The organism is Chitinophaga terrae (ex Kim and Jung 2007) (genome assembly GCF_900107795.1).
GTDB classification, from domain to species: domain Bacteria; phylum Bacteroidota; class Bacteroidia; order Chitinophagales; family Chitinophagaceae; genus Chitinophaga; species Chitinophaga terrae.
The window spans coordinates 130,994-143,723 of record NZ_FNRL01000003.1 but is presented as its reverse complement, the minus strand read 5'-3'; the positions used below and the strand labels follow the sequence as shown (position 1 = coordinate 143,723).

Genomic DNA, 12,730 nt, shown 5'->3' with positions numbered 1-12,730 from the left:
AAAGCAGCCACTGTGGCTCACTTTTGGCAAATCCCGCTACTATAGGTAAAAGGTAAAAACTATTGGAATCTAAACCTGAAAGGCATCCTGGCCTGGATCTCCCCACGGATATCCTGCACTTCCTTCAGTTGTTTATAGATCTCATAGTTCACTCCCAGTTCTTTTTTCAGCATACGCTGGCTGGCTTCTTCCCCGCTCAGGCTCTTAACCAGCATGGTAACCGGCGACTCCTTCACTTCAGGGTATTCTTTCAGCCCGAAAGTAGAGACCTTAGCCAACCTGGCAGCGCAGGCCAATGCTTCGTTGATACCGCCCAAATGGTCGACCAGCCCTATCTTCTTAGCCTGTTCCCCGCTCCATACGCGTCCCTGTGCAATGCTGTCCACTACGTCGGCCGGCAATTTCCTGCCCGCAACAACCCTGGATTTAAAGGTAGCGTAGGTACTGTCAACCCCGTTTTGGATAAACTTCCTCTCCACTTCGCTCAACGGGCGGCCAACAGATCCCAGGTCGGCATACGGCGCTGTTTTAACGCCATCGAATGTTACGCCCAGCTTATTCTTGAAAAAGTCCTGCATATTGAACATCACCCCGAAAACGCCGATAGAACCTGTCAGCGTATTCGGTTCCGCAAATATACTGTCTGCCATGCAGGAGATATAGTACCCGCCGGAAGCCGCATAGTCGCCCATGGATACCACTACCGGTTTAACTTTTTTAGCCAGGCTCAGTTCGCGCCAGATCACTTCAGACGCCAGGGCGCTGCCCCCGCCTGAATTCACCCTGAAAAGGATGGCCTTTACGTTCTTATCTTCCCTTGCTTTACGGATATCTTTGATGTAGTCGTCGCTGGCAATAGTGCCTTTCCTGTCGGAATGCCCGCCAACAATATCGCCCTGTGCATAGATGATTGCAATGGCATTGGAAGCGTCCCCGTTATCCAGGTATGTAGCGTTGTTGTATTTGCCGATGGTCACCAGGTTAAGGTCTGCATCTTCTTGGATCCCGGTTTTAGCCTTTAATTCGTTCACCACTTCGTCGTCATATTTCAGACCATCTACCAGTTTGTATTTTAACGCATCTGCAGGCTCCTGGATCAGGTTCTGGTTTGCATAACTGTGAAGGGTAGCCGTGTCTATATTCCTTGCCTTGCTGATACCGGCGAGGTAGTTGCCATACAGCTCTCCCAGGAACTCGGTTGTCTGCACTTTGTTGGCTTCCGTCATCTGTGTTTCACGCAGCGGCTCGGTAGCGCTTTTATATTTACCGCAATAGAATATTTCAGGCTTTATTTCCAGTTTATCAAGTGTGCCTTTTAAGAACAGCAGCTGGGTGGAGAAACCCGTAAAATCAATTCCTCCCTTCGGGTTCAGGTATAATTTGTTTGCAGCGGTAGCCAGGTAATAGGCGTTCTGGTCCATCACCTCGCCGTAAGCGTATACGAACTTGCCGGAGGCCTTGAAACGTACCAGGGCATTACGCAGTTCTTCGGTGCTGGCAAAGCCGTTGGGATTTCCATTCACTTTTAAATATATCCCCTTGATGTTATCATCTGTTGCCGCTTTTTCCAGCAGTCTTACGGTTTGAAACAGGCCTGGCACTTCGCCCGGCTCATCTTTCATTAAAATGCCTAAAGGGTTTACTAAACGTTGCTCCCGGTATTCCTGGCCGGTTTCCAGTACCAATACGCCATTGGGGGAAATAACTACTTTTTCTGAGGACAAGGCTCTCCCGATCATTATGGACAGCACTATAAAAAGGAGTACTACAAAGGTTACCAAAGCAAGTAGGGATGCAAAAAAGATTTTAAAGAAACGCATACTATTTGGTTAAGATGAAAGTGAACTGGAAAGATACATTTTTTCAAAAATAAGGAATATGGCTACTTTTGAGGCCTGAAATCTACATGAACACAGCAATATTACTTATAGGTGGCAATCTGGGCGACCGGGAAGCCAACCTCGCAAAAGCGGTACAACTCATCGGGAAAATAGCCGAGGTAAAAAAGGTATCCGCCTTATATCAAACCGCCCCCTGGGGGTCGGTAGACCAGCCCGATTACCTGAATCAGGCCCTGCTTATCAGCACATCGCTTGATGCGCTAACGTTACTGCATACACTGCTGGACATTGAAAGACAAATTGGCCGCATCCGGCAGGAAAAATGGGGCTCCAGGGTGATCGATATAGACATGATATTTTTCAACTCGGATGTCATATCCCTGCCTGAGTTAAAAATACCGCATCCCCGTTTGCATCTGCGGAACTTTGTGCTGATCCCGTTGCTGGAAATAGTGCCGGACCAAATGCACCCCGTATTCAGGAAAACGGTACAGGAACTGGCCGATGCCAGTATCGATCAATTACCTGTCACGAAACTGGGTTAAAACGAAAAAGATTTTCATGCAATATAAATTTATCACCATAGAAGGAAATATCGGCGCCGGTAAAACTACCCTGGCAACCATGCTTTCTGAGCATTATAAAGCCAGGCTGATACTGGAAGAATTTGCCGATAACCCCTTCCTCCCGCTTTTTTACGAACGTCCGCAACAATACGCTTTCCCGCTGGAACTGTTCTTTATGGCCGAACGCTATAAACAACTGAAAGAAGTTTTGCAGTCGCTCGATCTTTTCAGTAACCTGATCATATCAGACTATCTCTTTATTAAAAGCCTCCTGTTTGCAAGGATCAACCTGCCGCCCGAAGAGTATTCGCTTTACCAGAAACTGTTCGACATCATTAACCCCCAACTGGTGCAGCCGGAATTGCTGGTTTACCTGAATGCTCCTGTCAGCAAACTGCAGGAAAATATCAGGCATCGCAACCGCCCATACGAACAGCAGATCCCCGACGAATACCTGCTGAATGTGCACGATACTTATATGCAATATATCAAGCAGCATCCTGTCAGAACGCTGGTGATAGATACCACGCGGGTAGATTTCCTGCACAACCCGGACGATTTCAAAAAAATACTGGATGCCCTGGAACAAACATATGAACCTGGCGTACATTATTTAAAGTTTTAATATCGGGAGATGGGGTAACGGCTAAGTCCTTAATCCCTTCCCTCAATAAGGGAGGCGGTGTCAAAAAAATGATACCGCCTTTTTTCATTTCTTCCTTTTTCTTCAAATATTCTACTTCTTCCCTTCACCCTTTTTCATGCTTTCATTGCCTGCTGTATAGAGCGCCCACATAAAGGCAATAATTGTAACAATATGAAAGTATTCAAGAGCAATAAATGGCTGTTCCTTTTGGGAGCAACCATGACAGGCTATGCTGCGCATGCCCAGGTACCAACAGATCCTGCGGCTGTACCGGCATTCAGAAGCGCATCGTTAAATGCCGTCTTCACGAAGGTTCAGAAAAGTCACTTTTCCCCCAGGCCCATGGATGACGCCTATGCCGCCTCGGTATGGAAAAATTTTATCCAGACGCTGGACCCTTACAGTTATATCTTTTTGCAGGAAGACCTGGACCGCCTGGCTTCCTATAAACAAACCATCGACGAAGAATTGAATACCGGCAGCACGGCTTTTTTTGATGCGGCGATGGCAATCTATAAACAACGCCTGCAGGAAACAGAAGCGTTATACCGTCAACTCATTGCAACGACTCCCGATTTCAAAAAGCAGGAAGCGGTGATCACCTGGCGCAGAGAGCTGCCTTTTCCGGCTAATAAAGAGGAACGCGCCGACCTGTGGCGTAAACTGATCAAACATGGTATTATCAGGAACTACCAGGAAATGGCGGCGGCAACAGGCGATAGCAGCAAGATAAAAGGCGCTATGGACGCAGCTTTGGAAAAGAAGGCTACAGAAAAGGTGAAAAAGTACTACGAAGCGTTCTTCCGGAAGAACAACGCAGGTTCCTTCGCGGATGATATGTTCACCCAATACATCGCTGTGGCATTGCTGGAAATAGATCCGCATACGGGTTTCTCGGGGCCTAAAGACAAATCGTTCTCCGAAGCCCTGAACAGGCGCTATTATGGCCTGGGTATCGAGTTGGGAGTAAATGAGCTGGATTATTATGTAAAACGCCTCATGCCCGGCGGCTCTGCATTCAGGAGCGGGGTAGTTAAAGAGAATGATAATATCCTGGCAATCTCCGATGTCAAAGGAGAAATGTTACCTGTCAGCGGCCTGGAAGCCACAGAAGTTGCCGGCATGATCAGGGGCGAAAAAGGTACGGAAGTGAAACTGACCTTGCAGCAGCCGGGAGAAAAATCCAGGGTTGTGGCGGTAAAGCGCGACGAAGTGGTAGATACTGAAAACAAATCCAAAAGCGCCATCATAGAAAAAGATGGAAAGAAATTCGGCTATATCTACCTGCCAATGTTCTATACAGATGAATCAGGCAAAGGTAAAGGCTGTGCCAACGATGTTGCGGCGGAAGTGGAGAAGCTGAACCAGAACGAGGTAGATGGTATTATTATGGACCTGCGCAGTAATGGCGGCGGATCGCTGGAAGAAGTGGTACGGATGGGCTACTGCTTCGTACCTGGCGGACCTTTCTCCTGGCTGCGGGAAAAAGATAAGATCAACAGGTATAATTCGCCGGAAGCGCCTCCGTTATACGACGGACCGCTGACGGTGCTGATAGATGAAAGCAGCGCTTCAGCTTCAGAGATCTTTGCGGCGGCGATGCAGGACAGGGGTCGCGCCATCATCATGGGTACCAGTTCCTCTTTCGGGAAAGGCACTGCCCAGGTAAATGTAAATGTGGGTAAACTGGGAGATAAAGCAAAAGGTACCGAAGATGTGAACTTTGGCAGCATGCGCCTTACAGTACAGAAATTTTACCGGATCAACGGGTCTACCACGCAACTGAAAGGCGTAATCCCCGATATCGTATTGCAGGATAGAATGAGCTTCCAGACGATCATGGAGAAAGATTTCTCTTCTGCTCTCCCATCCGACTCTGTTATCCTTCCTCCATACAACCGCATGACCTTCCCTTTCAATTACGATGCAGTGATCAGCAATGCCAGGAAAAGGGTTAAGAACAATGAAGCCTACGCTAAAGTAGACGACTATACGAAAAAACTTAAAGCGCTGATGCAGTCGCCTACCCCGCTGGATCTTAACGGGTACAGGAAACAGAACGAAGAAGTGAGTTTTTATAAGAACGGCATACAGCAGGCCAAGGAACTGCCTGCATCACAGCGGCTGAACGTATCGGCGGCGGAGTTCCGCAATATCAGCCCGGCGCTCCAGGCCAGTTTACCTGCTCAGACACCCGGCTACAAAGACTTCCTGGAAAGAGTGAAGAAAGATATTTATATCACTGAATCCATCTCCGTCCTGGAAGATATTATTAAACATCCTAAACAATAGTCGCTGCAAAGCATCAATTTTTTATCAACCTTCCCGGGTTTACCCGGTTTCTAAAAGCAACCAAGTATGATCAGACAATTTTTAACAGTCGCTGTTGCAATAAGTAGCTTTACTGCCTACGCACAGGAAATGGGACCAAAGATCTCGGCAAAAGAACCTACAGTTACCATTACCGCGAAACTGGACAATGCGCCTAACGATACCATGGTAATACTGATGGAGCCTTACACAGGCGAATTCGACTCTACCATTATCAGGAATCACCAGTTCACGATCACAAGACCCATGACCAAAGGGGGCAGTGTATACATCCTGCAGATCGGTGCTGCAAGCGAAAAATCAGGCACTGTCCTTTACCTGGAACCTGGCAAGATCAACATCACCGGTAAAGGGCCTTACTTCAAAGATGCCAAATACACCGGCGATCTATGGGTAAAAGAATGGCAGGAAGTTGCTAAACTGACATCGCCGGAAGAAGGCGATGGCAAACGGTTAGTTGAACTGGAAGCTATGTACAGGAAAGCAATGGAAGTAGGCGATGAAGACAAAGCGGAAGCTTATGCCAAAGAAGGCGGAGAAGTGGAAGCAAGGATGGTTAAAAGCTATAAGAACTGGATCGCCACTCACAGAAATTCCGGAATCTCTGGTTACCTGATGACGTGTTATATCAAAAGCCCTAAAGAACGGGATTCTATTTACAACACGCTTGGCGAACATGCCAAAGCATCCAGGATACTTATGCGTTATAAGTACCCGGGCAAAGTAGACCCAAGTCCTTTGACGGTACACGTGGGCGACGGAGAAGCTCCAGGCATGCCCAAACAACTGAAAGTAGGAGAAGTGGCGCCTGACTTCAGTTTACCTGATACCAACGGTAAAATGGTTTCATTGTCCGACTTCAAAGGCAAGTATGTGTTCATTGATTTCTGGGCAAGCTGGTGCGGGCCCTGCAAACCGCAGATCCCTTTCTTAAAGGCAGCTTACGAGAAATACAAAAACAAAAACTTCGCTATGATGGCCATATCCCTGGATTCCAAACGCGAGGCATGGATAAAGGCGATAGAAAAACATGAACTGCCATGGTTAAATCTTTCATCTCTGAAAGGATGGGGAGATACCGCCGCTACAGCTTACGGCATCAGTTATGTACCGTCGAACGTCCTGATCGGGCCCGATGGCAAGATCATCGCCAAAGACCTGTACGATGAAAAGATTGAGCTTAAACTGGCTGAGCAATTCAATAATCCAACAGCCCTGACCAAATAATACGGATCATTAACATGAAACAGCGTCTGAAAATTATTATTCTGCTCCTTCTGCCATTTTGCAGTTTCGCTGAGGAAGGGTTTGTGATCAGCGGCAAAGTAACGGGCATCATCAGCGGCAGCGTATCTATCGTTCCCCGCTCCGGCGACGATCTGCGAAACCTGCCGGAGAAAGTACGGATCGTAGACGGCGTATTTACCTTTACGGGTAAAATTGATCATCCACAGCCGGTGCAATTGAAAATCAGTACTAAAACCTTAAACATATTCCTGGAAAACACCAGGTATACGGTTGACTGCAGTTTTGAATCGCTGTCGGGCAGCCAGATCAAAGGCAGTAAGGCAAACGACGAATTCCAGGAATTTATGGCCAGCGGGCAATCTAATCTGGATTACCTGAGGGCTCACCCTTCCTCTCCCCTGGCCCCATGGATGGCCAGCATGGCATCATTTAAAAAAGAGAGTATCCTGGAGGCATACAGCCTGCTCACGGAAGAAGGCAAAAAAAGTGTTGAAGGGCGGGAACTGAAAAGACAGATAGATATCTACGAGAAAACAGCCGCGGGAAAGCCTATGCTGGATTTCAAGATGAATGACCCGGCAGGAAAACCATTATCGGTAAAGGACCTGGCAGGAAAGATCGTGGTGCTGGATTTCTGGGCATCCTGGTGCGCGCCCTGCATTGGCTTCATTCCCAAACTCCGCGAACACTACGCAAACTACAGCAACAAAGGAGTCGCCTTTGTAAGCGTGTCAGTAGATGAGAACAAGGAAAAATGGAAAGAAGCTATGAGTTTTCATCCTATGGAATGGAAACAGGTAGTGGCCGCCGGCGGGTTTTCCGACACTGAGGGAGTAAAGCCCCTGTTCAACATCAAGGGTATTCCTTACCTGATAATCGTTGACCGGCATGGGAACATCGCTGCATCGCTGGATGGTTACCACAAAGAAGAACTCGGGAAAGTACTGGAAGATCTGGTCAACAAATAATCGCAGCAGCCGGGCCGTTACAGCGCCCGGCTGCTTTTTTATACAGCTGCTTTAGCTGCAATCGCCGCAGCCGCAAGATAACCGCTGGTCCAGGCATGCTGGAAGTTGAACCCGCCGGTGATCCCATCCACATCCATCACTTCTCCCGCAAAATACAGGTCAAGTAATAGTTTACTCTCCATTGTAGCAGGGTCGATCTCTTTTAACTCCACTCCCCCGCAGGTCACAAATTCTTCTTTAAAAGTAGTTTTCCCTTTTACGGGGAATTCCATTCCTGTCAGCAGTTTAATAAGCTTATTCTGTTCTTTTGCCGGCACATCTGCCCATCGCAGATCTTCTCCTATTCCTGCCTGCAGCAGCAGGAACTGCCACAGGCGCTGTGGCAGTCCAAACGGGTTTTTATTGTGTATCTTCTGCCTGCCCAGTTCAACCCGCAGGCCTGTCCAGGCTTCTCTCAGGGTGTTTTCGTTGTATTCCGGCGCCCAGTTGACAATGGCTGTAAAAGTATAATTCAGCTGCTGCAATTCCCGGGCTCCCCAGGCGGATAAACGGAGAATAGCCGGCCCGCTCATTCCCCAGTGGGTAATAAGCAAAGGCCCCTGTTCATTTAATTTAGTTCCGGCAATGCGGATATGTGCCGTTGTTGCCACTCCCATCAGCTGGGTAACAGGGTTGCCAGGCATATTGAAGGTGAATAAGGACGGCGCCGGGGGCGCTATCTTATGGCCGGTTTCCTTCAGCCAGTTGAATTTCTCTGCCTGGGCATAGCCTCCAGCGGCAATACACAGGTAGTCGGCTTTCAACTCCCCATCCGAAAGGGTGAGGCGCCAGCCGTCTTCAACGCGCTTTACAGCCTTTAACTCGGTATTGGTACGGATGCTGATGCGTTGCTGGTCAGCTTCCCTTAAAAGACAATTGATAATGGTTTCTGAGCTGTCGGTTACGGGGAACATACGGCCATCTGCTTCCGCTTTGAGCTTTACCCCGCGTTGGGCATACCATTCGATGGTATCCGGTACAAAAAAACGGGAAAACGCTTTTTTCACGAAATGCTGGCCCCTTGGATACCGGCTGGCCATATAAGCAATATCAGGCGCATTGTGGGTTACATTGCATCTGCCTCCCCCGCTCACCCGGACCTTCGACAGCAGTTTGCCGGTTTTTTCCAGCAATATCACCTTCAGCGCAGGCGACATCCTGGCTGCGTTCACCGCACAAAAGAAACCCGCGGCTCCGCCCCCGGCCACCACTAAACATTTTTGTCCTTTGCTCATTAAAATCTTGTTAAAACTTATCTTGGCCCCGCAATAATAATAAACCTGAAGTAATCTTAGGGATTAAACTTTCAGAAGTTTATATATTTACATACATATATTGGCTCAAAATCTATTGCATGCAACCAAACCGGAAGAAGAACAAAAGATACTTTTCGTTAAAATGGATGATCCCTGCAGTACTTATGCTAACAGGAGTTGTGAGCGCCCTGGCTGTATTTCCAGACCCGACAGACTGGTCAGACAAACTGATACAGGCGCTTCAGAACTATGACCGCCGTTTTCCTACCGAAAAAGTATACCTGCACCTGGACAAAGACTATTATGCGGCAGGTGAAACCATCTGGTTCAAAGGATACCTGACCTTGCAGGGATTACCAGATGACCAGGCCACCAACCTGTATGTTGAACTCCTGGATAAGAACAACAATATTGTTCAGAAAAAGCTGCTTGCCGTTTATAAAGGCCAGGCGTCAGGGTATTTCGACCTGCCCGACAACCAGAAAGCAGGCGAATATCAACTGAGAGCATACACTTCCTGGATGCTGAACTTTGACCCGGCATTCACCTATATGAGAACGCTGGAAATATTCGATAACAGCAAAAAACAGTCATCAGACAGCCTGGTGGTCAGCGATTTTGCAGTGCAGTTCTTCCCTGAAGGCGGTAACCTCATTGCAGGCCAGCCCAATACGGTAGCATTCAAGGCGATCGATAACAACGGGTATCCTATCGCGGTGAGCGGAACAGTAAAAGGAAAATCAGGAAGCGCCAATATCACCACCCTCCATGATGGTATGGGCAGCTTCGAGATCACCCCTGCTGATAAGGAAGATATTTTCCAGGCCACTGTGAAAACAGCCAAAGGCCAGACAAAAACAGTGGCGCTGCCAGCACCCGTAGCCGGCGCCTCTATTAAAATATTCAACAAAGGAAGCAGGGTATTCTACCAGGCCGTGGTCAGCAACGCGGAAGATACTTCCCTGAACGATATCGCCATCATTGCGCAGATGGGCAACCAGCTGGTTTATAAAGCTATTCTCAATATCGGCGAAGGCCGTATCAGCGGCTTTATCCCGACAGATATGCTCCCGTCAGGCATCATGCAGGTGACCATTTTCAACAAGAATGGCGTTCCGTTGGCCGAAAGGTTAACTTTTGTAAGGAAGAACGACCTGCTGGATATGGATGTACTGGATGCTGAAATGCATAAAGAGCCAAGAACTAAAAATGCTATTGAACTCCGGCTGCCGGATACCATACAATCCAATATTTCCATTTCGATCACAGACGCAGATGCCGTACCTGTTGATAAAAACGCCAGCAGTATTGTTTCCAGCCTCCTGCTGACTTCCGACATCAAAGGGTTTGTATACAACCCTGCCTGGTATTTCAGAAACGATTCTGCCAGCACCCTCCAGGCATTGGACCTGGTGATGATGACCAACGGCTGGAGAAGGTTCAGCTGGGAGAAGATCGTCAAAAACGAATACCCTGAACTCAAATATCCTTTTGAACAGGGCATGTACGTTACCGGTACCGCTTACCTTCCAAACGGCCGCCCGTTACAGAACGGCCGCCTGGATATGATCATCAAGATACCGCTGGACAGTATGACATCCTACGCCAACGCCCCTATCAACGAAAAAGGGCAGTTCGTGATCCCGCAGATGATCTTTATGGACACCGCGCTGATCTATTACCAGGGTAATGAACAGAATAAAAAAGGAACGGATATCTCCGTTAAATTCGATCCGCATTTCTTCGACAGGCCTACCCAGGTTAAAATACCATTCCCGCTGAAAGTGCCGCCACCGGTGAACAACAACACCTTAAAGCAGTTCCTCACCACAACCACTGACCTGGCGAAACTTAACAAAGCTTCTAAAACAGTGATGTTGCAGGAAGTAAATGTAAATGCGAAGAAACCGGAAGAATCTATAGAGAAACGCTATACCAGCGGTATGTTCACCGGCGATGGTTATAGCTTCGACCTGACAAAGGAAAATCCTACTGCGCTGAACGTGTTCCAGTACCTGCAATCGAGAGTTGCAGGCTTGCAGATCACAGGCGATTACAACAACCCAAGCCTCTCATGGAGAGGCGGCGCGCCTACTTTATACCTGAACGAAATGCAGTCGGATGTTAGCATGCTCAGTACTTTATCCATGCAGGACATTGCATTGGTAAAAGTGTTCCGTCCTCCGTTCATGGGTGGATTCGGCGGCGGCGCTAACGGAGCTATTGCCGTATACACGAAGAAAGGCGGCGACGGAGTGCCGAGGAATGATAAAGGAGTGGTTGGATTTAAACTCTATAAAAAAGGCGGCTACGCGTTGACCAAGCAATTCTATTCACCGGATTATTCTGTAAAGAAAGATATCCACTCATTGCCTGATAAACGCCTGACCCTTTACTGGAATCCGAATGTGCCGGTAGATACGCTGACACATACCGCCAGGGTAGAGTTCTACAACAATGACATGACTAAAAAATTCAGGGTAGTTGTAGAAGGTATAGGAGAGAATGGAAATGTAGGACGACTGGAAAGAGAATATTAATTACCGGGTTACCCGGATATATAAAAGAGCAAAGTAGTTTATTCCTGCTTTGCTCTTTTCTTTTTGAAGTGATCTGCCACCTTGAAGTGATCTGCCACCGTTTAAAGTACCTGCAACGGTGTTACTATACCCACGGTAAAGCGATAAGTATCGTCGTTCACCAGCCCCAGGGCGCTCCTGGCGTAATCGGTATACCTGTAAACCCTTCCCACCATATTACCATAGACTTTAAGGTTTACACGTTTAAGCGGGTATACCTCAACCCCGGGAATATATCCCCAGGCGGTTCGTAAATGTTTATCCTTTGCAGGGTCGGGGTTCCCATTCCAGTATGCCAGGTCCACCATTCCTGTAAAAGCAAGATGCACAAGACGGCTAACCTGGAGATCGGCGCTGAGCCAATGACTCATGTATTTTACATCCTGTGCGGGTTTGTGATCGGGCGTCCAGCCGCTCACCAGCAGTTTCCTGTCGAGGTTTTCCAGGCTTAGTTTAAAGTCGTACTGCAGCCTGAATCTTTTTAACTGCAACTGGTTGCCGAATGCGAAGTAGTTCATGTAGGTATGGGTAGCTTCCTTGAACAGGCTGTAAGACCATATGGTTTGGAACCTGTCGTCCCAGAACTTACCCCGCCAGCTCAATACTGCGGCGAACGGGAATTTTGCTTCTGAAATTCCGGGGATGGTATCATATAGTTCTTTAAAGGTTTTGGTGCGGCTGTTCAGCAGCTGGAAGGTGAATTCATTACTGGGCGTTGGTAAGAATCCCACACCGGCGCCGGAAAGAAAATTGTCTGCATACTCGATGATATCCGAATACTCGTAGATATCTATGGGATTGGCGTCGAACTCGTATCCTCCCCAGTCGGCACAGAGTTTACCTGCATAGATCTTCCATTTTTCGTTGGGATCGAACCTGACAAAAGCCAGGTCGGTAGAGCGGCTGATATTATCGACAGACTGGGTTTCAGGATCGCGCGTATACCGGTCGCGGAACCGGAAGAACAGCTTATCGCTTACCTTTCCTTTGATCTCCAGCCTGAATTGTTCGTTTACAAACCTTGAATCCTGGTAGGCGCCTTTATCAAATTCGTTGCGGAACCCGAAACGCATATTCGCGATCACGTCCACATTATTCAGCAATGATTGCTTTGAAACGGGTATCAGCGGCGTGTACAGCGAAGTATCTGCAGCGGCTTGTTTGTGTTGGGCCGGCGCCTGCATGACATAAAGCAACAATACGGCGATCAGCCAATTACGTATGTACATAACCGTTAGATTGAGGGTTTCTTTCAC

Annotated in this window: 9 protein-coding genes; 6 read left to right on the top strand and 3 right to left on the bottom strand. The window is 48.0% G+C overall.

The features are described 5' to 3' along the window. Positions 1–59 precede the first annotated feature (59 nt). Positions 60–1,820 (bottom strand): signal peptide peptidase SppA, encoded by a 1,761-nt coding sequence (gene sppA / locus BLV62_RS04515; RefSeq protein ID WP_089759133.1) that lies wholly within the window; start codon positions 1,818–1,820, stop codon positions 60–62. Positions 1,821–1,906: 86 nt separating this feature from the next. On the opposite strand from sppA, the gene folK reads away from it, so the two are divergent. From folK to BLV62_RS04490, 5 genes are all read left to right on the top strand, one after another. Continuing rightward, entirely contained in the window at positions 1,907–2,386 is a 480-nt protein-coding gene (gene folK, locus BLV62_RS04510; RefSeq protein WP_089759401.1) for a 2-amino-4-hydroxy-6-hydroxymethyldihydropteridine diphosphokinase, read from the top strand. A 16-nt stretch (positions 2,387–2,402) separates the two neighbouring features. Beyond that, positions 2,403–3,032, top strand: coding sequence for a deoxynucleoside kinase (locus BLV62_RS04505; RefSeq protein ID WP_089759131.1), 630 nt, complete (start codon positions 2,403–2,405; stop codon positions 3,030–3,032). A gap of 192 nt (positions 3,033–3,224) precedes the next feature. Next, a complete protein-coding gene (locus tag BLV62_RS04500; RefSeq protein WP_089759129.1) occupies positions 3,225–5,345 on the top strand; it encodes a carboxy terminal-processing peptidase in 2,121 nt (706 codons plus the stop codon). Positions 5,346–5,411: 66 nt separating this feature from the next. After that, positions 5,412–6,611 (top strand): TlpA disulfide reductase family protein, encoded by a 1,200-nt coding sequence (locus BLV62_RS04495; protein WP_089759127.1) that lies wholly within the window; start codon positions 5,412–5,414, stop codon positions 6,609–6,611. 14 nt (positions 6,612–6,625) lie between these two features. Beyond that, entirely contained in the window at positions 6,626–7,600 is a 975-nt protein-coding gene (locus BLV62_RS04490) for a TlpA disulfide reductase family protein (RefSeq protein WP_089759126.1), read from the top strand. A gap of 38 nt (positions 7,601–7,638) precedes the next feature. Here BLV62_RS04490 and BLV62_RS04485 read toward each other — a convergent pair whose 3' ends face one another. Continuing rightward, positions 7,639–8,874 carry a BaiN/RdsA family NAD(P)/FAD-dependent oxidoreductase gene (locus BLV62_RS04485; RefSeq protein WP_089759124.1) on the bottom strand — a complete coding sequence of 412 codons (1,236 nt, stop codon included), beginning with the start codon at positions 8,872–8,874 and terminating at the stop codon, positions 7,639–7,641. Between the two features lie 119 nt (positions 8,875–8,993). On the opposite strand from BLV62_RS04485, the gene BLV62_RS04480 reads away from it, so the two are divergent. Continuing rightward, on the top strand, positions 8,994–11,435 hold the full coding sequence (locus tag BLV62_RS04480; RefSeq protein WP_089759122.1) for an MG2 domain-containing protein: 2,442 nt from the start codon (positions 8,994–8,996) through the stop codon (positions 11,433–11,435). Between the two features lie 101 nt (positions 11,436–11,536). Here the strand turns inward: BLV62_RS04480 and BLV62_RS04475 are convergent, their stop codons facing one another. Then, positions 11,537–12,703: a porin gene (locus BLV62_RS04475; RefSeq protein WP_089759119.1), complete on the bottom strand. Its 1,167-nt coding sequence runs from the start codon at positions 12,701–12,703 to the stop codon at positions 11,537–11,539. Between the last annotated feature and the right edge of the window lie 27 nt (positions 12,704–12,730).